Origin of the sequence: Gordonia terrae, from assembly GCF_051789125.1 — a bacterium.
Lineage (GTDB): Bacteria > Actinomycetota > Actinomycetes > Mycobacteriales > Mycobacteriaceae > Gordonia > Gordonia terrae_A.
The window spans coordinates 2,000,853-2,020,079 of the sequence record NZ_CP196526.1 but is presented as its reverse complement, the minus strand read 5'-3'; the positions used below and the strand labels follow the sequence as shown (position 1 = coordinate 2,020,079).

The 19,227-nt window shown below is 67.6% G+C and carries 19 protein-coding genes; 1 reads left to right on the top strand and 18 read right to left on the bottom strand.

The window, feature by feature from the left end; translation table 11 throughout:
* Positions 1–68: 68 nt before the first annotated feature.
* The 4 genes from madC to murA all read right to left on the bottom strand — a co-directional run bounded on the left by madC (position 69) and on the right by murA (position 5,404).
* Positions 69–1,604 (bottom strand): MadC family VWA domain-containing protein, encoded by a 1,536-nt coding sequence (madC, locus tag ACSUZC_RS09170; protein WP_439032514.1) that lies wholly within the window; start codon positions 1,602–1,604, stop codon positions 69–71.
* Positions 1,601–2,686: a MadB family AAA-type ATPase gene (locus ACSUZC_RS09165; RefSeq protein ID WP_439032513.1), complete on the bottom strand. Its 1,086-nt coding sequence runs from the start codon at positions 2,684–2,686 to the stop codon at positions 1,601–1,603. The genes madC and ACSUZC_RS09165 overlap by 4 nt, the downstream gene beginning before the upstream one ends.
* A 51-nt stretch (positions 2,687–2,737) precedes the next feature.
* Entirely contained in the window at positions 2,738–4,009 is a 1,272-nt protein-coding gene (gene mdo / locus ACSUZC_RS09160; RefSeq protein WP_439032512.1) for an NDMA-dependent methanol dehydrogenase, read from the bottom strand.
* A gap of 138 nt (positions 4,010–4,147) precedes the next feature.
* Positions 4,148–5,404, bottom strand: coding sequence for a UDP-N-acetylglucosamine 1-carboxyvinyltransferase (gene murA, locus ACSUZC_RS09155; protein WP_439032511.1), 1,257 nt, complete (start codon positions 5,402–5,404; stop codon positions 4,148–4,150).
* Between the two features lie 56 nt (positions 5,405–5,460).
* On the opposite strand from murA, the gene ACSUZC_RS09150 reads away from it, so the two are divergent.
* Entirely contained in the window at positions 5,461–6,066 is a 606-nt protein-coding gene (locus tag ACSUZC_RS09150; protein WP_439032510.1) for a cob(I)yrinic acid a,c-diamide adenosyltransferase, read from the top strand.
* A 69-nt stretch (positions 6,067–6,135) separates the two neighbouring features.
* Here the strand turns inward: ACSUZC_RS09150 and ACSUZC_RS09145 are convergent, their stop codons facing one another.
* The 14 genes from ACSUZC_RS09145 to prmC form a co-directional block, all read right to left on the bottom strand.
* Positions 6,136–6,576: a DUF2550 domain-containing protein gene (locus ACSUZC_RS09145; protein WP_439032509.1), complete on the bottom strand. Its 441-nt coding sequence runs from the start codon at positions 6,574–6,576 to the stop codon at positions 6,136–6,138.
* Positions 6,577–6,792: 216 nt separating this feature from the next.
* Positions 6,793–7,173, bottom strand: coding sequence for a F0F1 ATP synthase subunit epsilon (locus ACSUZC_RS09140; RefSeq protein ID WP_238423200.1), 381 nt, complete (start codon positions 7,171–7,173; stop codon positions 6,793–6,795).
* A 9-nt stretch (positions 7,174–7,182) separates the two neighbouring features.
* Positions 7,183–8,631, bottom strand: a complete 1,449-nt coding sequence (gene atpD, locus ACSUZC_RS09135) for a F0F1 ATP synthase subunit beta (protein ID WP_439032508.1) — start codon at positions 8,629–8,631, stop codon at positions 7,183–7,185.
* Positions 8,632–8,699: 68 nt separating this feature from the next.
* Complete coding sequence (locus ACSUZC_RS09130) at positions 8,700–9,623, bottom strand: F0F1 ATP synthase subunit gamma (protein ID WP_439032507.1); 924 nt, start codon at positions 9,621–9,623, stop codon at positions 8,700–8,702.
* 44 nt (positions 9,624–9,667) lie between these two features.
* Positions 9,668–11,296, bottom strand: coding sequence for a F0F1 ATP synthase subunit alpha (gene atpA / locus ACSUZC_RS09125; RefSeq protein ID WP_439032506.1), 1,629 nt, complete (start codon positions 11,294–11,296; stop codon positions 9,668–9,670).
* 73 nt (positions 11,297–11,369) lie between these two features.
* Positions 11,370–12,794 (bottom strand): F0F1 ATP synthase subunit B/delta, encoded by a 1,425-nt coding sequence (locus tag ACSUZC_RS09120; protein WP_439032505.1) that lies wholly within the window; start codon positions 12,792–12,794, stop codon positions 11,370–11,372.
* A gap of 2 nt (positions 12,795–12,796) precedes the next feature.
* Complete coding sequence (locus ACSUZC_RS09115; RefSeq protein WP_439032504.1) at positions 12,797–13,285, bottom strand: F0F1 ATP synthase subunit B; 489 nt, start codon at positions 13,283–13,285, stop codon at positions 12,797–12,799.
* 47 nt (positions 13,286–13,332) lie between these two features.
* Positions 13,333–13,584 carry a F0F1 ATP synthase subunit C gene (locus ACSUZC_RS09110; protein WP_004021252.1) on the bottom strand — a complete coding sequence of 84 codons (252 nt, stop codon included), beginning with the start codon at positions 13,582–13,584 and terminating at the stop codon, positions 13,333–13,335.
* Positions 13,585–13,722: 138 nt separating this feature from the next.
* Positions 13,723–14,472 carry a F0F1 ATP synthase subunit A gene (gene atpB / locus ACSUZC_RS09105; RefSeq protein WP_014926346.1) on the bottom strand — a complete coding sequence of 250 codons (750 nt, stop codon included), beginning with the start codon at positions 14,470–14,472 and terminating at the stop codon, positions 13,723–13,725.
* Positions 14,469–14,882, bottom strand: a complete 414-nt coding sequence (locus ACSUZC_RS09100; RefSeq protein WP_004021250.1) for a hypothetical protein — start codon at positions 14,880–14,882, stop codon at positions 14,469–14,471. The genes atpB and ACSUZC_RS09100 overlap by 4 nt, the downstream gene beginning before the upstream one ends.
* Before the next feature lie 253 nt (positions 14,883–15,135).
* Positions 15,136–16,335: a glycosyltransferase family 4 protein gene (locus tag ACSUZC_RS09095; RefSeq protein WP_439032503.1), complete on the bottom strand. Its 1,200-nt coding sequence runs from the start codon at positions 16,333–16,335 to the stop codon at positions 15,136–15,138.
* A 51-nt stretch (positions 16,336–16,386) separates the two neighbouring features.
* Positions 16,387–17,646 (bottom strand): serine hydroxymethyltransferase, encoded by a 1,260-nt coding sequence (gene glyA / locus ACSUZC_RS09090; RefSeq protein ID WP_439032502.1) that lies wholly within the window; start codon positions 17,644–17,646, stop codon positions 16,387–16,389.
* Positions 17,643–18,302 carry an L-threonylcarbamoyladenylate synthase gene (locus tag ACSUZC_RS09085; RefSeq protein ID WP_439032501.1) on the bottom strand — a complete coding sequence of 220 codons (660 nt, stop codon included), beginning with the start codon at positions 18,300–18,302 and terminating at the stop codon, positions 17,643–17,645. Before ACSUZC_RS09085 ends, glyA begins: the two co-directional genes overlap by 4 nt.
* 42 nt (positions 18,303–18,344) lie before the next feature.
* The gene (prmC, locus tag ACSUZC_RS09080; protein ID WP_439032500.1) at positions 18,345–19,226 is read right to left on the bottom strand and encodes a peptide chain release factor N(5)-glutamine methyltransferase; all 882 of its coding nucleotides are present in this window, start codon (positions 19,224–19,226) and stop codon (positions 18,345–18,347) included.
* Position 19,227 lies beyond the last annotated feature (1 nt).

The window sequence follows — 19,227 nt, the reverse complement described above, 5'->3', positions numbered from 1 at the left end:
CCTCGCCGGCGACGGTCGTGCGCCTCACATACCGGCGCCGCCTCGCCGGTACACCGACGCTACTCACCTCACCTGAGCGCTGCACCCAACTCGTCACAGTGCGCCACCATCTCGGTTGCATCGCGCACGCTCACGACTCCGTCGCAGAACTCGGCGTAATCGGCCATCGCACATCCGGCCTGAGTCCAGTAGCGCTCGGGTTCCGGTGTGATCCAGGCGATCCGGTGTGCGCGGCGGGCGATCTCGGCCATCAGATCGATGCGTGGATCCGCGCCGTTGCTGCGCGCGTCCCCGACGACGAGCACGGATGTCCGTCGCCCGAGGAGATCCCCGAAATCGCCGAGCATCCCGGCGAACACGCGACCGTAGTCGCTCGTCGCGGCGAGATCCAGACCGTCGGCGGCGAGGACGGCCGTCAGTGCCGCGTCGGCCGTCGCGCCACGAAGCGCGGTGGTCACGCGAACCGGGCGGTCGACGAAGGCGACCACCTCGCACCGATCTCCGAAACGATGCAGGGTCTGGGCCAGCCTGAGGATGAAGCCGGTGACCGGACGGACAGACAGCGAGACGTCGACGAGCACGATCATCCGCACCGGCCCGGGCCGCAGGCGTCGACGCCACAGCTCGGCGGGCACACCGTCGGTCGCGACTGACGCGCGCATCGTCGCCCTGATGTCGAGCGCACCGCGGTCCACCGGGCGCACCACGCGGCGTGGCGCGCCGCGCATGCGCTGGACCAGCCGGTGACACGCACGATCGATCTCGCCCTGATCGACGCGACCGGTTGTCTCGGAGTGCTCGCCAACAGCTTCGGCATGACCCTCGGCTTCGAGGCGGGACGCCAGCGCGTCGACGAACGCGTTCAACGCCTGCTCGAGGTCGGCTCGACGGCCGTCGCCGAGATCGTCGGTCCCGTCGGTCCCGTATGCCCGACGCGGATCGAAGGCATCGAGCGCGGCGAGTATCGCAGCAGCGCCGTCCAGTCCGAGCGGGCGACCTCGGACGCGCGCCGCCGCCGAGGTCAGCTCGCCGACCGTGGACGAGTCGGCCGTGTCGATCTCCACGGTGTAGGTCACTCCCCCGCCCGTGGCTCCCTCATCGGTGTCGACCCCCAGCCGCTCGGCGCCGGCGGAGACACTGAAGTCGTTCTCCTCCCGATGTGCGCTCTCTCCCTGCCGTTCGGCCGCATCGGGGTCGTCCGCCATCAGGTGGCCGATCTCGTCGGTGTGTTCGTCGGCTCCGATGCGGCGGCCGGCGCCGTCGAAGTCCTCGTCCCACATCACGTCGTCGGGTAGGTCGGCGGCGACGCCGCGGGGTCGCGGCAGGTCGTCCGAGTCGCCACCCTCCGGCTCCCCGCCGAGGAAGAACCTGTCGAAAGCGATGTCGAATCCCGGTGCCTCATAGAAGTATTTGACGCAGACCGCGCGAAGCGCCGCCCGCAATACGGGCAGCTCGCCGCCGCCGACGATCGACAGTGCACGGCGGATCTCGATCACCTCGGCGGGCGAGACCGCGACGCCTGCACTCCGGAGCACTCGCCCGAAGGCGACCGCGAGCCGGTCGAGCACCTCGTCGCGGCACGTCGCGACCGGTGCTCGGGTCATCGACCCGCGCGGACACCCGCGGTGCGGGCGCGTCCGGCCCCGAACGCCCGGGCGGTCACCGATCCGATGGGGGTCGTGCCGTCCGACCCGACGGGCGTACCGCCCTCGTCACCCGCACCGTCGCCCGATGCCAGCGCACGCCGGGCGATGTCGCCATCCGAGCCGAATTTCACCAGGAGCGCGAGCAAGGCGCCCTGGTGGTCGGCATCGGCCGAGCCGCCCGCGCCACGGTCTCGGGCACCGAGGTACGACGCGGCACGCGCGGCGTCGATGACCTCGGCGATGGACGGACTCTTGCGCAACGGCAGTTCTCGAAGGCGACGCGCGAGGTCAACCACCTCACCGATGACCGCGTCCTCCACCTCGGGTGCCCGGACACCGACGATCGCACGCTCGGTTGCCGGGTCCGGGTAGTCGACCTGGAAGTGCAGGCACCGGCGTTTCAGCGCGGGCGACAGCTCGCGGGTGTCGTTGGAGGTCAGGATGACCCACGGCGAGGATCGTGCGACGAAGGTGCCCAGTTCGGGCACGGTGACCTGACGCTCGGCGAGCACTTCGAGCATCACCGCCTCCATCGCCTCGTCGGTGCGATCGATCTCGTCGACGAGCAGGACGGCCGGTGAGGTCGAGGTGATGGCGGCCAGCAGCGGCCGCGCCACGAGGAAGTCCTCGGTGTACACCCCGACCTCGGCGCGGGCGAGCGCCGAACTCGCCGCCGAGAGGGTCGTCTCGGCGGCGAGTTCGGAACTGATCCGATCCCGGAGCATCTGCACGTGCAGCAGCTGACGCGCGTAATCCCACTCGTACAGCGCCCGCGACTCGTCGAGGCCCTCGTAACACTGCAACCGCACGAGCTCTCGCCCAGACGCCGCGGCCAGCGCCTTGGCCAGCTCCGTCTTACCGACCCCGGCCGGCCCCTCGAGCAGCAGCGGCCGGTCGAGCAGCGTCGCCAGATGGACGACGACCGCCAGGTCCGGACCGATCAGATAACCCTGGGTCCCCAGAGCGTCCGTCAGCTCCTCGACGGAACCGAAATGGGCGATGTCCTCGGACGCCGCCGGCGGGGCGCAGATGTCGGTCATCAGGGGTGGATCTCCTTGTCGGGGGGGTCGGATACGGGGCCGGTGGCCGGTTCAGTAACTGCCGGTGAAGGCGTGCGCGACCATCGGGATGAGCGACTCGACCGTGCTCTCGCGCGGGTTGCCCGGCGTGCACCAGTCGTCCATCATGTGTTCGGCGATCGCCCGGATCTGCTTGTCCGAGGTGTCCATGGTCTCGCCGCGGCCCTCGTACTTGCCCGTGTTCATCCGGTTCTTGTCGTAGCTGGCCGTCGAGAGCTGACCGAAGTTGTCCGGGATGCCGAGATCCTTCGACAACCGGATGGCCTCCTCGACCGCCGCGTCCGCGGCCTGCACCGTGGTCATCTTCGAGGTGTCGACGCCGAGCAGCCCCGCGATTTCGGCGTACCGCTCGAAACGCGCGGGCAGGTTGTACTCCCAGACACGCGGCAGCGCGATCGCGTTGTTGAGCCCGTGGTGGCTGTCGTAGAAGGCGCTCACCGCGTGGGACAGCGAGTGCACCAGACCGAGGCCGCCCGAGTTGAATGCCTGCGCGGCGATGTACTGCGCGTGCATCATCCCGGTACGGGCCTCCAGATTGCGCGGGTCGTAGACGGCCGTGCGCAGATGATCCCGGATGAGTTCGATCGAGTACTTGGCATTGCCGAGCGACGGCGCGAAGTCCAGTCGCGAGACGTACGGCTCACTCGCGTGGGCCAGCACGTCGAAGCCGCAGAACGCGGTGAAGTGTTCGGGGCAGGTGTAGTACAGCAGCGGATCATCCATTGCGAGATCGACGAGACATGTGTCGTCGAAAGCCACCCACTTGTGCGGCTTGTTCATGTCCGAGGTGTCGGTGATGACGTACGCCCACGACGTCTCCGAACCCGTTCCGGCCGTGGTGGAGACAGCGATGTGCTTCGGATTCTCCTTGTTCGTGGCCTTGGAGAAGCCCTCGAACTCGTTGATGTTGCGACCGTCGTGCGCGATGACCATGCGCGCGCCCTTGGCGGCGTCGTGGCTCGAGCCGCCGCCCACCGAGATGATGCCGTCGCACTTCTCCGACTGGTAGAGCGCCGCGGCGTCCATGCAGTTGTAGTCCTTGGGATTGGACTCCACCTGGTCGTACAGGACGACGTCGACGCCCTGGTATTCGATCTTGCCGATCAGTTCCTCGATGATCCCCGAGCCGCGCAGACCGGTGGTCATGAGCAGCGCCCGGGTCATGCCCAGTTCTTTGGCCTCGACCCCGAGCATGTCGTGCGCGCCCACGCCGAGCTTCGCCTTCGGGAACGGGTGGAACTCCTTGATCGGGAAGTCCCAGATCTGGTTCAGCTCAATGGCCATGGTGGTGAACTCCTTGTGACGGTTGGGTCTGTCACAACGAGAATGTCGCCCAGATCACAACGGCGACAAGGGGTCCTGACCGTACTCGACGGGGATCCACCCGCGGGGAGGGGTCATGGCCTGCCCGATCGGACAGGTTCAGTCGCTCACGCGCTCGATCTCGCCGCCGAGGCTGCGCAGGATCTCCACGAAATGCGGGTAGCCGCGGTCGATGTGCTCGACGTCGTGCACCTCGGTCACCCCGTCGGCCACCAGCCCCGCCAGCACCAACCCGGCACCGGCGCGGATGTCCGAACACCACACCGGAGCGCTCGAAAGTCGGTCTATGCCGCGGATGACCGCGTGGTGACCGTCGGTCCGCGCATCGGCACCGAGACGCACCATCTCCTCGACGAACCGGAACCGTGCCTCGAAGACGTTCTCGGTGATGACCGACATGCCGTCGGAGATCGCGGCGAGACCGATCGCCATCGGTTGCAGGTCGGTGGGAAAACCCGGGAACGGCAGCGTGGACACGTTCACGGCGGTCGGACGGCGGTCGTGCCGCACCCGGAACCCGTCGTCGAACGTATCGACGGCGGCACCGGTGTCCACGAGCTTGTTCAGGACCAGCTGCAGATGCGCGGGCTTCACGCCCCGCACGGTCACGTCGCCGCGGGTCATCGCGGCCGCGATCCCCCAGGTGGCGCCGACGATGCGGTCGCCGACGACCCGATGCGTGGTCGGATGCAGCCGGTCCACCCCCACCACGGTCAGTGTCGACGTCCCGGCGCCCTCGATCCGCGCACCCATCTGCTGCAGCATCTCGCACAGATCGACGATCTCCGGCTCGCGCGCAGCGTTGTCGATCGTCGTCTGGCCCTCGGCGAGCACCGCCGCCATCAGAATGTTCTCGGTGGCGCCGACCGAGGGGAATTCCAGCGCGATCGGCGCACCGATCAGCGCATCGGCCTCGGCCACCACGCAACCGTGCTCGATCGAACTCGTCGCCCCCAGTGCGCGCAACCCGGCCTGATGCATGTCGAGCGGTCGCGACCCGATCGCGTCCCCGCCCGGAAGCGCGACCACCGCCCGATGGCACCGAGCCATCAGCGGACCGAGCACACAGACCGAGGCGCGGAACTGACGAACCGCCGCGAAATCGGCATGGAACTTGGGTTCGGCCGGCGCGGTGATGGTGACCGTGTCGCCGTTCTGATCGACGACGGCCCCGAGTCCTCGCAGCACATCGGCCATCAGCGGGACATCGGCGATCTCCGGCGCATTGGTCAGCGTCGTCGTCCCCTCGGCGAGCAACGCGGCGGCCATGAGTTTCAGAACGCTGTTCTTGGCGCCGCCCACCGACACCTCACCCGACAGACGTGCCCCGCCCGACACCAGAAACCGATCGCTCACGAGTGCCACCTTAACCGCCCCCGTCCGGCGTCCCACCGACGCAGTACATTCAACGCATGGCGGTACACCTGACGAGGATCTACACCCGGACCGGCGACGACGGTTCCACCGGACTCAGTGACTTCTCGCGGGTACCGAAGACCGATCCGCGCGTCGTCGCCTACGCCGATTGCGACGAGGCGAACGCGGTCATCGGCGTGGCCCTCGCCCTGGGCGGAGACGTGCCCGAGGAGATCCGCGCCGTACTGCACACCATCCAGAACGACCTGTTCGACGCCGGGGCAGACCTCTCCACCCCGGTCGTCGAGGATCCCGCATATCCCCCACTGCGGATCGCCCAGGACTACATCGACGCGCTCGAGACGTGGTGCGACCGCTTCGGGGCCGACCTTCCCGCACTGGACTCGTTCATTCTGCCGGGCGGATCACCTCTGGCCGCCTTTCTCCACCAGGCGCGCACCGTCGTCCGACGAGCGGAACGGTCGGCGTGGGCCGCGGTGGACGCACACCCCGACGACACCAGCGTGCTCCCGGCGAAGTACCTCAACCGGCTGTCTGACCTGCTGTTCATCTTGTCGCGGGTGGCGAACCGCACCGAGCAGGGAGCGCTCGGCGACGTGAAGTGGGTGCCCGGCGGCAACCGCGAACGCCCCGCACGCTGACCTGCGCTCGCTGGGCTGCGCTCTCTGGACTGCGCTCGCTGGACTGCGCTCTCTGGACTACTGCGGCGTCTACGCGCTCTTGCGGCGTTGCGACCGCGAGGACTGCCGCGATTCCAACCAGGACTGGAACGCCGTGACCGCACCCGGTCCCATGGCGAGCTCGTAGTCGTTGTCGGCCTGGCCGGCGGTCTGTACCTGGAGGATCAACATCCCGTCGAGGATCTCCGTCTCGGTCCCCTCGGGCCCGCGGCGCCCCGAGATCTCCAGGCCCTGACGTGCAAACGTCACCGACGGCCCGGGCCGCAGCGATGTGAGGCGGTAGTAGCGCAGCGAGTTGTCGCTGTAATGAACGGTGCCGTGACGCCACCCCTCGTCCACTGCCGCCGGTACCGACCGGAGGAGCACCGGGGTGCCGGCCCTGCGCAGCTGCACAAGGCGGGTCGCGAGCAGGACACAGACGATGACCGCAACCGCCAGCAGCACACTGAGCAACACGACCGGCAGCGACATCACCTACTCCTTTGTGCAGTCACCGCGCATACGCGAAGGCGTCGAACCCGGTGGGGCTCAAGACGACGACGTGGGCTGCGTAGACGCGGGACGGGGCTGTGCACCAAGCATGCCAGACCGCGCACACGTGACGCGAACGACCTCGGCCGGTCATCGGTGACATCCCGATGACCGGCCGAGGTTGTGTGCATGAACTCACCGCTCGCGCGGCGTGAACTACTTCGAAAGGTGTTGTGCCGCAGTCAGACGCGCGTGAGCACGGTGGTACTCGGGGGAATCCGGCTCGGCTTCGTCGAGCGCGGTCTTCTCCGCGTTGAGATCGACGTCGTCGGCCCAGTCGGCCGACTCCGCCAGCACCGTGACGGCCTCGCCGGTGACGGAGAGGAACCCGCCCTCGACTGCAGCCGCACGGCGCTTGCCACCCTCCTCGACGATGACCACGAAACCGCCCGGGACGAGCTGCCCCAGAAGCGGTTCGTGGTTGGCCAGGACACCCAGCTCGCCGACGGTCGTCTGCGCGATCAGGAACGTGGCCTCACCCGAGTACAAGCTCTGATCCGCGGAGACAACCTCCACGTGGAAGGACTTCTCAGCCATGGCGAATCGCTACTTTCCGCTGATCTTGGCGGCGGCGGCCTCCACGTCGTCGAGTCCACCGCAGCTGTTGAACGCCTGCTCGGGCAGGTGGTCGAACTCGCCCTTGGCGACACGGTCGAAGGCCTCGATGGTGTCGGCGAGCGGGACGACCGAGCCCTTCTGGCCGGTGAACTTCTCGGCGACGAGGAAGTTCTGGCCGAGGAACTTCTGGATACGGCGAGCGCGCTGCACCGTGACCTTGTCCTCTTCGGAGAGCTCGTCCATACCGAGGATGGCGATGATGTCCTGCAGCTCCTTGTACTTCTGCAGGATGCGCTTGACCTCGTTGGCGACGCGGAAGTGCTCGTCGCCCACGATCGAGGCCTCGAGGATGCGCGAGGTCGACGTCAGCGGGTCCACGGCCGGGTAGATACCCAGCTGCGAGATCGGACGCGAGAGCTCGGTGGTCGCGTCGAGGTGCGCGAACGTGGTGGCCGGCGCCGGGTCGGTGTAGTCGTCGGCGGGGACGTAGATCGCCTGCAGCGAGGTGATCGAGCGGCCCTTGGTCGAGGTGATGCGCTCCTGGAGCTCGCCCATCTCGTCGGCCAGTGTCGGCTGGTAACCCACCGCGGACGGCATACGGCCGAGGAGGGTCGAGACCTCCGAGCCCGCCTGCGTGAAGCGGAAGATGTTGTCGATGAACAGCAGCACGTCCTGGTGCTTCACATCGCGGAAGTACTCCGCCATGGTCAGCGCCGACAGAGCCACGCGCATACGCGTGCCCGGCGGCTCGTCCATCTGACCGAACACCAAGGCGGTGTCCTGGAGAACGCCCATCTCCTCCATCTCGAGGTGGAGGTCGGTGCCCTCACGGGTGCGCTCGCCGACGCCGGCGAACACCGACGTACCGGAGAACTCACGTGCGATACGGGTGATCATCTCCTGGATGAGGACGGTCTTGCCGACGCCCGCACCACCGAACAGACCGATCTTGCCGCCCTTGACGTACGGGGTCAGCAGGTCGATCACCTTGATACCGGTCTCGAGGATCTCGGTCTTGCCCTCGAGCTCGTCGAAGGCCGGCGGCTTGCGGTGGATGCTCCACTGCTCGCCGTCGCGGCCGAGGCCCGGGCTGTCGAGGCAGTCGCCGAGGGCGTTGAAGACGTGACCCTTGACCACGTCGCCGACCGGCACGACGATCGACTTGCCGGTGTCGGACACGGACGCACCGCGCACCAGACCGTCGGTCGGCTGCATCGAGATGGTGCGCACCAGGTTGTCGCCGAGGTGCTGAGCGACCTCGAGGGTCAGGGTCTTCGCCACCGAGGGAAGGGCGATCTCGGCGTGCAGGGCGTTGAACAGCTCAGGGATCGAGCCCCGCGGGAACTCGACGTCGACCACGGGGCCGATGATGCGGACGACCCGCCCGTCGGCGGAACCCGCCGACTGCGCGGAGGGGGTTTCTACTGCTGCGGTCATGGTGCTTGGGTCACTTCCTCTTAATCGAAGTATGGGTCTCGTCGGTCCGGTGTCGATGGCAGTGCAGGCTAGTTCGCCAGTGCGCTCGAGCCGCCGACGATCTCGCTGATTTCCTGGGTGATCTGGGCCTGGCGGAGCTGGTTGGCCTCGCGCGACAGCGACTTGGACAGATCCTCGGCGTTGTCGGTCGCGGCCTTCATCGCGGTACGGCGTGCAGCCGACTCCGATGCCGACGAATCCAGCAGGGCCGCGTACACCCGCGTCGCCACGTACTTCGGCAGCAGCGCGTCGAGCAGCGCCTCCGCACCCGGCTCGAAGGTGTAGTTGCGCGACGGGGTGTCGTCGGACGAGTCGTCGTCCTCCGAGACGACCAGCGGGGCGATCCGCCGGACCTCGGGCACCTGCGCCAGCATCGACTGGAACCGGGTGTAGACCAGGTGCAGCTCGTCGACGCCCTCGAGGGTGCCGTCGCCGCCCGGGCGGTCGACCTCGGTGCCCGATCCGGCCTGGAAGAGATCCACGAGGAAGCTCGTCGCGGTCGCGGCGTCGGAGTACTGCGGCGACTCGGAGAAGCCCGTCCAGGAATCCGAGACCTCCATACCGCGGAAGCCGAAGAATCCCACGCCCTTTCGTCCCATGACGAACAGGACCGCTTCCTTGCCCTCGTCACGCAGGAGCGCGATGAGTTCGCGGGTCGCCTTCAGCACGTTGGCGTTGTAGCCACCGCACATGCCACGGTCACTGGTCACGACCAGGATCGCCGCACGCTTGGGATTCTCCCGCTCGTTGAGCAGCGGGTTGTCCAGTGATCCCGAGTTGCTCGCGAGCTCGGAGAGCACCGCGGTCATCTCCTGCGAGTACGGCTTGGCCGCAGCCACGCGTCCCTGCGCCTTGGTGATGCGCGATGTCGCGATCAGTTCCTGCGCCTTGGTGATCTTCTTGGTCGACTGGACCGACCGGATGCGTGAGCGCAGCTCACGAATGCTGGCCATGAGCCCTCACCCCTTCCTTATCGCAATGTCCGTTGACGTCGAGATCACTTGCGGATCTTGATCTCTTCGTTCTCGACGTTGTCGGCATCCATCGCCTCGGCCTCGGCCTCGTTGACGACGCGGCGTCCGTCATGGGTGAGGTAGCCGTTCTTGAACTTGTTGGTCTCGGCGACCAGCGCCTCGGCCTGATCGTCGGCGAGTGCCTTGCCGCCGGCGATCGAGTCGTAGACGCCCTTGGCGTTGTGGTGCAGGTGGCTCAGCAGCTGGGTCTCGAAGTTGCGCACGTCGTCGACCGGGACCGAGTCGTAGTGGCCCTCACCGCAGAGGTAGATCGACACGATCTGATCCTCGACCGAAAAGGGGCTGTACTGGTCCTGCTTGAGCATCTCGACCCAGCGTGCGCCGCGCTCGAGCTGCGCCTTCGACGCGTCGTCGAGGTCGGAGGCGAAGGCCGAGAAGGCCTCCAGCTCACGGAACTGGGCCAGCTCCAGACGCAGCGAGCCCGACACCTTCTTGAGGCCCTTGGTCTGTGCGGCACCACCGACGCGCGACACCGAGGTACCGACGTTGATGGCGGGACGGACACCCTTGTTGAAGAGGTCCGACTCCAGGAAGACCTGACCGTCGGTGATCGAGATGACGTTGGTCGGGATGAACGCCGAGACGTCGTTGGCCTTGGTCTCGATGATCGGCAGACCGGTCATCGAACCGCCGCCGAGCTCGTCGGAGAGCTTTGCGCAACGCTCCAGCAGACGCGAGTGCAAGTAGAAGACGTCACCGGGGTATGCCTCGCGGCCCGGCGGGCGACGCAGCAGCAGTGAGATCGCGCGGTAGGCCTCGGCCTGCTTGGTCAGGTCGTCGAACACGATGAGAACGTGCTTGCCCTGGTACATCCAGTGCTGCCCGATGGCCGAACCGGTGTACGGCGCGAGCCACTTGAAGCCGGCCGAGTCGGAGGCGGGAGCCGCGACGATGGTGGTGTACTCCATCGCGCCGGCCTCTTCGAGCGCCGACTTGACGCCGGCGATGGTCGAGCCCTTCTGACCGATCGCCACGTAGATGCAGCGGACCTGCTTGGTGGGGTCGCCGGTCTCCCAGTTCGCCTTCTGGTTCAGGATGGCGTCGATGCAGACCGCGGTCTTGCCGGTCTTGCGGTCGCCGATGACCAGCTGGCGCTGGCCACGGCCGATGGCGGTCATGGCGTCGATGGCCTTGATGCCGGTGGCGAGCGACTCCTCGACCGGCTGGCGCTCGAGCACCGAGGCAGCCTGCAGCTCGAGGACGCGCTGCTCGTCGGCCTCGATGTCGCCCTGGCCGTCGATCGGGGCGCCGAGCGGGTTGACGACACGTCCGAGGAACGCGTCACCGACGGGCACCGAGAGCACGTCGCCGGTGCGGCTGACCTGCTGGCCCTCTTCCAGCGACTCGTAGTCACCCAGGATGACGGCACCGATCTCGTCCTCGTCGAGGTTCAGCGCGACGCCGAGGACGCCGCCCGGGAACTCGAGGAGCTCGTTGGCCATCGCGCTCGGGAGGCCACCGACGTGAGCGATGCCGTCCGAGGTGTCGGTGATCACGCCGACCTCGTCGCGCGACGCTTCGGCTTCGAACGACGAGACGTACTGCTCGATCGCTCCCTTAATCTCGTCTGGTGAGATCGTCAACTCCGCCATGGGTTCTCGTCTTTCCTTTTGGGCTCTGAGGCTCTGAGGCTCTGTGGTGTTCGGGTGTTCGTGATGCTGGTCGTCAGCGCGGGAGCGTTTCCGCGGCCTTGGCCAGACGTGTCGCGACATCGGCGTCGATGACCTCGTCGCCGACGCTGATCCGGAGACCGCCGAGCAGTTCCGGCGCGACCTCGGTCTGTACCGAGATGGTCCGTCCGTAGATTCCGCCGAGCACGCTCGACAGACGATCGATCTGGGCGTCCGACAATTCGGATGCGGAGACCACGTGGGCGACCGACTCGCCGCGGCGTGCGGCGGCCAGCTCGGCGAGCTGATCGATCGCGACGTCGGCTGCCTGACCCTGCAGCAGGCGGATGGTCGACGACAGCAGCGTCCAGGTGTGCGGGTGGACCTTCTCGCTCACCAGCTTCTGCAGCAGATCGACCCGCTTGTCGGCGTCCTTGCCGTGTTCGGACAGCAGTGATGCCAGCTGTGGGTTGGCCTCGAGGACACGGCTCACGCGGAACAGTTCGTCCTCGACCTGTTCGATGACACCGTCGCGTTCGGCGGCGGTCAGCACGATCAGGGAGTTCTGGCGGCGCAGGCCGATGACGTAGTCGCTCGATGACGACCACCGATGACTCGACGCGGAGGCGAGTACCTCGACCACGACCGGTGCGACCTTGCCGTCGAACAGGTTGTGGACCAGGGCCTTCTTGCCCGCCGGGTTCTCGTCGTCTTCTACGAGACGCTTGCGCAGGACCGGGTTCTCGTTGAGGAAGTTGATCGCCGCGGTGAGGTCACCCGATGCCGCGGCGAGCGCCGAACCGTCGAGATCGCTTGCAGCGGAATCGAACTGCTCAGACACCGCCAGAGCGGCGTCACGACTCGCGGCCCGCATGGCGTGCAGTCCGACGAGCTGGGCGCTCGAGGCGACCGAGCTCGTGGTACCCGAGGACATCTGCTCGAGTTCCTCGATGACGCGATCGACGCTGGCCGCCTGGGCCGAGTCGTCGGCGAGGTGGTTCCGGACGATCTCGCCGGCCTTGTCGACAGCGGTGAGCCCGAGGTCGGTCCGCAGCTGGCGCACGAGGTTCGCCCGCACCAGTGCGACCTGGTTGCGTCCGTGTTCGGAGATGCGCTTGACCTCGTGGTCGGCCTGTGCCCGGATGTCGGAGGTGATCGCCTCGGCGTCGGCCTCGGCGTCCTTCTTCATCTGCTCCGCCTCGGCCCGTGCCTCGGCGACGGCCTTCTCGCGGGCCTTCTTGCCCTCGGCGACCCGCTTGGAGGCGGCCTCGCTCTCGGCGAGCTGCTGACGCACGGTCTCCTGCCGGTCGCGCATCATCTTCTGCACAGGCGGACGGACGTACTTCCAGAGCAGGAAGATGATGACCGCGAAGCCGAAGAGCTGAGCGATGAAGATCGCAGGGTCGAACGCAGCACCGATGTCGTGCAGCCAGGTACCGATGGGGCCCTGGCCGGATTCGGTCTCAGTGTTGGCAGCCATGGTCAGTTCACCGCTCCGCTCGTCGATCGGGTATCGGAAAGAGAGGCCGAGTCGACACCGAGCACACGAGCCGCGAGGGTCTTGGCGAGTGCGTCCACATCAGCTGCAGCCGTCGAGGCGGCCTGCTCACCCTGCGTCGACAGCTCGGAGCTGGTCGATTGCAGGGCGGCGTCGGCCTCGGCGGACGCTGCTTGCTTCATCTCGTTCAGCTGTTCACGGCCCTGGGCGCGAGCTTCATCGCGCTTGGCGGTGGCCTCACCGCGCGCTTCCTTGAGGAGCGAACGGAACTGAACGTCCGCATCCTCGAATTCGGCGGCGGCAGTCCGATTGTCCTCCGCGGTGCGGTGGATCATCTCGTCCCGCTCCTCGAGGACCTGCTGAATCGGCGGAACCACGAACTTGCGGATGACCAGCAGCAAAATCACGAAGATGAGCAGGACAACGAAGAACGTTCCATTCGGAAGCAGGAAGTTCTCTGCAGCAAGCGTCATTGTGGTGAGGTGTCGTTTCTACTCGGCGACAAAAGGGAGAGCGACGATCAGCCGGCGCTGATCGGGGTGGCGAACACGAAGAGCGCCATGAAGGCCAGGTTGATGAAGTAGGCCGCCTCGACCAGACCGACGGTGATGAAGAACGGGGTGAACAGGCGACCCTGTGCCTCCGGCTGACGGGCGATACCGGCGATCAGCTGGCTACCGGCGAGACCGTTACCGATACCGGCACCGACGGCGCCACCGGCCATGATCAGGCCGCCACCGATGAGTGCGCCGAGGCCAATCATTGGATCCATTGTGATATTTCCCTTTCGGTTGCTGACATCTGGTGTGTCAGGTCTGTGTTTGCGTCGACAGGTGCCGGCGCAGGTCGTGATGTTCGGTTGTGTACGCGGCCGGTCGGCGCACCGCGCGTGATGCCCGGGTCCGGGCGATCAGTGGTCTTCGGTCTCCATCGACTGCGAGAAGTACAGGATCGTCAGCAGCGCGAAGATGAAGGCCTGGATGAGTCCGACGAACAGCTCGAACGACTTCCAGATCGCGTTCGGTGCCCACATGATGTACGGCGGGAACAGCGCGATCAGGGCGACCATCATGCTGCCGGCGAAGACGTTGCCGAAGAGTCGCAGCGACAGCGAGATCGGCTTGGTGAACTCCTCGATGACGTTGATCGGCGCGAGGAAGGCCACGTGGCCCTTGATGATCCGCTTGGGATGACCCAGGAGGCCGCGAGCCCGGAAGCCGGCGATCTGGTACCAGACGAACACGAACACGGCGAGGGCGTAGGCGAAGTTCACGTCCGCGGCCGGCGGCTTGAGGATCTCGTGGTGTCCGACCTGGACCGGCAGGATCGACAGCCAGTTGGAGATCAGGATGAAGGTGAACAGCGAGACCGCGAGCGGCAGGACGTACGGGGCGACCTTCATGCCGATGGCACTCTCGACCTGACCACGCATCTGGATGGTGATGGCCTCCCAGAACAGCTGCACACCCGACGGCACACCGGTCGAGGTGACCTTCGACTTCAGGTAGAAGGCCAACGCGAGCAAGATCGCCGCGGCCAGCGCCGTCGCGATGATGGTCTCCAGGTTGAAGGTCAGTCCGAACAGCTCGAACTTGGTGTAGTGACCCACCTGGATGGCTGGTTCGCCATCCTCTGCGGCAAGGTTGAAGGCGGTCGTCATGGTTGGCTACGAAGTCCTTTCATCACCGGAATGACCGTGTTCAGCACCAAGACCACTTGGCCGATGGCGAGTCCGAACATTGCGCCCAACCCGTCGGGTTGGACCAGGAAGGCCGCCAGCAACGCGAGCGCCGTGATGGCACCCAGTCGCATGGCGGAGTTGAGAGCAAGTGCGGTCTTGCGCGGGTTCTCGTCGGCGACGACGACGTCGACGGCACGTCTGACGAGGATCGCGTTGACGAAGATCCCGGCGACACCGAGAAGGAAGAACACCGCGAAGAGCGGGTGACCGACAGCCAGTGAGACGGCCGCGACGACCACGATGAACCCGCCCGCGATGAGCGCGGGGCGGCGGAGTCCGGTCGGCGCCTGCGGATAGACGGGGGCCGAATCAGGGGCAGATGCAGTCATGTCCCTCCTCAGCTCTCCTACTCCATACCGACGGCACGGGGCACCCGCGTACGTGCAGCAGCGCATGGCCGCTGGGCGTCAGCTCGCGTGTGATGTGACCCTACCAACACTCATCCGGGTGTCTCACCGGGGGGTATTCGACGCAAGAGACGGAACCGGGGCTTTGTGTCCGAAACAGTGCTCTCGCCAACTACTACGGCCGATAGTACACGAGTTTTTACGGTTTCCTTACCTAAGGGTCGGGTACCGCGTATCAGCGGTAGGCCCTGGTCGCCGTCCGCAGTTCCGCGAACCGCCGGTGCAACCTCGGTGCCATCGTGACCAGCATGGCGACGACCAGGCCCGCACCGAAGGCGGGTGCCACGACCGAGAGCGGGAACAGGGTGCTCGCCGCGGCGGAGAAGGCCAGCACGCCCACCCACAGGTAGATGATGAGCGCGACCCGGCGCTGCGAATGACCGAGCTCCAGCAGTCGATGATGCAGGTGCATCTTGTCCGGGGTGTAGAAGCCGACTCCCGCGCGGGTGCGCCGGATCACGGCGAGGAGCATGTCGAGCATCGGGATGAACACGACGGCCGCCACCAGGATGAGCGGTGACAGCAGAGTGAAGATGTCAGCCGGTCCGTAAGCGTTGACGGCGATGCGCCCCGACGCACTCGTCGACGCCGCGGCGAGGAGGAGGCCGATCAGCATCGCCCCCGAATCCCCCATGAAGATCCGGGCCGGTGAGAAGTTGTGCGGGAGGAAACCCAGGCAGGCTCCGGCCAGTGCCACCGAGATGAGCGCCGGCGGGTAGTAGCTGACGTCGCCGCCCTGATCGCGGAGCAGTCCGAGAGAGAACATGCAGATTGCGGCCGCGGCGATGAGGCCGAGTCCCGCGGCGAGCCCGTCGAGGCCGTCGACGAAGTTGATCGCGTTGATGGTCGCCACCGTGATCGCCACGGTCAGCAGCCCCGCCTGCAACGGATCGAGCACCAGGGTCCCTATGTCGGCGAACGGGATGTAGAGCTGCAGCCAGCTGATACCCAGGAGCACGAGTACACCGGCGGCGGTCAGCTGCCCGACGAATTTCGTCAACGCGTCGAGCCCCCAACGGTCGTCGACGACACCCACCAGCACGATCACCGTGCCCGCGGCGATCACCGCGGTCATGTCCGTGGTGTATGCGAACCCGCGGTTGAGTGCGGGCAGGTTGGCCGCCAGGGCGATGCCGGCGACGACCCCGCCGAACATCCCGAGCCCACCGAGTCGCGGCGTGGGTATCACGTGGACATCGCGCACCCGCGGCACCGCGACCGCGCCGGCGCGGATGGCGAAGACCCGCACCGCCGACGTCAACAGGTAGGTCATCGCCGCGGCGGTGAGTCCCACGAGGAGCAGCTCGCGCAGCGGGACACCGGTCCCTCCCCCGTCCGAGGCCGCGGCGAGCAGCGCCGGACCGGCGCCGGTCATCGGATCACCACCGGCGCCCCGCGATCAGAGGACTCGAACACGCCGACCACGCTACCCGCATGCCGAATCCGCGATCTCGCGACGGATCCGATCGTGTGTCTCACGATCCGAGGTCGTCATCGCGGCGACCATGGCGTCGGCGACCGCGGGAATCGAGTCGGGACCGAGCCCCCGGACGGTGGCGACCGGGGTGCCGATCCTGATCGCCGAGCCCACGGTGACGGGCCGGGGATCGAACGGGAGCACGGCCTTGTCGACGACGATGCCGGACGCGGCGAGGCGATACTGCGCCTCCACCCCCGTCACCCCGAAGCCGGTGACGTCGATCACGGCGAAATGCAGGTCGGTGCCCCCGGACACCACCCGACCGCCTCGCGTCGTCAACGCCGTGGCCAGATTTCGCGCGTTGTCGACGGTCCGGCGCACATGGGCGGCGAACTCCGCGGTCCCCGACTCGGCGAGTGCCACCGCCTTGGCCGCGACGGAGTTCATCGCCGGGCCGCCCTGCACGAACGGGAAGACGGCCTTGCGCAGGGCTTCTCGATGCTCCTCACGGGCGAGGACGACACCGCCCCGCGGTCCGCGGATCACCTTGTTGGTGGAGAAGGTGACGATGTCCGCGTGCGGGACGGGCGAGGGCAGCAGGCCCGCGGCGACATGGCCGGCGAGATGGGCGGCGTCGACCCACAGGATGCACTCGGCCTCGTCGGCGATCCGGCGCAGTCTCTCGAAGTCGAACGTCCGTGCGTACGCCGCGGCGCCGGCCACGAGTATCCGGGGCCGGTGCACCAGGGCCAGATCCCGGATGCGGTCGTAGTCGAGCAGTTCGTCGTCGTGTCCCACCTCGTAGTGCAGGGGCGAGAACCAGCGTCCGGAGAAGTTCGCGCGCGAGCCGTGGGTCTGATGGCCGCCGTGTTCGAGCTTGAGGGCGAGGACCGGATCGCCCGGCTGGGCGAAGGCCGCATAGACGGCGAGATTGGCAGCACTTCCCGACAGCGGCTGCACATTCACGTATTCGGCACCGAAGAGGTCCCGGGCGCGGGCGACGGCGAGCTCTTCGAGTTCGTCGGCCACCTCGCACCCGCCGTGATAGCGGGAGCCCGGGTAGCCCTCGGCGTACTTCGCGTCGAACACCGACGCCACCGCGGCACGAACACCGGCGGTCGGTTCGGTCTCGCTCGCGAGCAGTTGCAACGACGATCCGCGCCGGCGTACCTCGCGGGCGATCAGGGCGTCGACCGCGGGGTCCCCGGTCGCGAGGTCATCGGACCCCGACCCGCCCGCGCCGGACTGCCCGGGGACCGGGCTCATCGCTCCGGAAGAAGCGAGCTCGGGTCCACGTCGAGGACCTCGGCGACCGCGGCCGTGGACACCGCCCCCTCACGCAGGACGCGGGGGGACGCCCCGGAGAGGTCGACGATGGTCGACGCCTGCGCAGCCGGCGCCGGCCCGCCGTCGAGGTAGACCGACACCTCGTCGCCGAGTTGCTCGCGTGCTTCGTCGGCGGTCGTCGCCGGGGGTTGCCCGGACACGTTGGCGCTCGAGACCGCCATGGGCCCCACCTCGCGCAACACGTCGATCGCCACCGGGTGCAGCGGCATCCGCAGCATGACGGTGCCGTCGGTGTCCCCGAGATCCCACGCCAGCGAAGGAGCCTGTCGGACAACGAGACTCAGACCACCCGGCCAGAAGGATTCGATGAGATCGCGCGCCGGCTGGGGTACAGAGAGGACGAGTCCGTCGATCGAGTTCCACGACCCCACCAGGACCGGCACCGGCATGTCCCGTCCGCGGTGTTTGGCGGCCAGCAGTGCGCCGACGGCATCGGAATCGAAGGCGTCACAACCGACTCCGTACAGCGTGTCGGTGGGCATGACGACGAGGCGCCCGGCCTTCGCAGCCCCGACGGCCGCCCGGATCCCCGACGAGCGGTTCTGCGGATCGTTGCAGTCGAAAACAATGCTCACCCGGACATCCTCGCATGGGCCGCCCGTCAGTCGGGCGCCCCGTCAGCGTCGTGTCCGGCGCGCCGTGACGAACCTCGGCCGTCCGGCGAGATCCGGCCGCGGGGTGACGTCCTCGAAGCCACCGTTCGCGCGTAGGCATTCGGTCACCGGCGCGGCCGTGGTGTCGTCGTGCTCGATGCCCACCGACCCGCCCGGCTCCAGCATCTCGGCGATGACGGGCACCATCGGCACGATCACCGACATGCCGTCCGCTCCCCCGTACACCGCGCGGGCCGGGTCGTGCGCGACCTCGGGTCCGACCTCGGCGTCGAGCGGGACATACGGTGGGTTGGCGACGACGAGAGAGACGCTCGACGACTCGACGAGCTCTGCCATCTGCACGGCGTCCGTGACGTCGGCGTCGGCCACCTCGACCCGCGATCCCGGTGCACATCGCGCGTCGGCCACGTTGCGGCGCAACCACTGCAGGGCGGCGCCGTCCGCCTCGACCGCCACCACCCGGGTCTCGGGGGCCATCGTCGCGATCGCGATCGCCAGCGCTCCGCTACCGCTGCACAGGTCGGCGACGACATGCGGTCCCGGCATCGCGCGGAGATGACCGACCGCCCATTCGAGGAGGTACTCGGTCTCCGGCCGCGGGACGAAGACCCCCGGACCCACCGCGAGGTCGAGCGGCCCGAATGCCGCGGAACCGATGATGTGCTGCAACGGAATCCGTTGGGCACGCTGCTCCACGGCGTCTCGGAAGGCGCGTCGACGGGGCTCGTCGATCGCGTCGACCATCACCAGACGCCCCACATCGACGCCGAGCACATGTGCCATCAGCCACTCGGCGTCCCGGCGCGGGGAGTCGATCCCCGCCTCCGCGAGTCGCGTTGCAGCGAAGCGGACTTCGTCGATCGGCCGGACGAGTGACCCGGACACT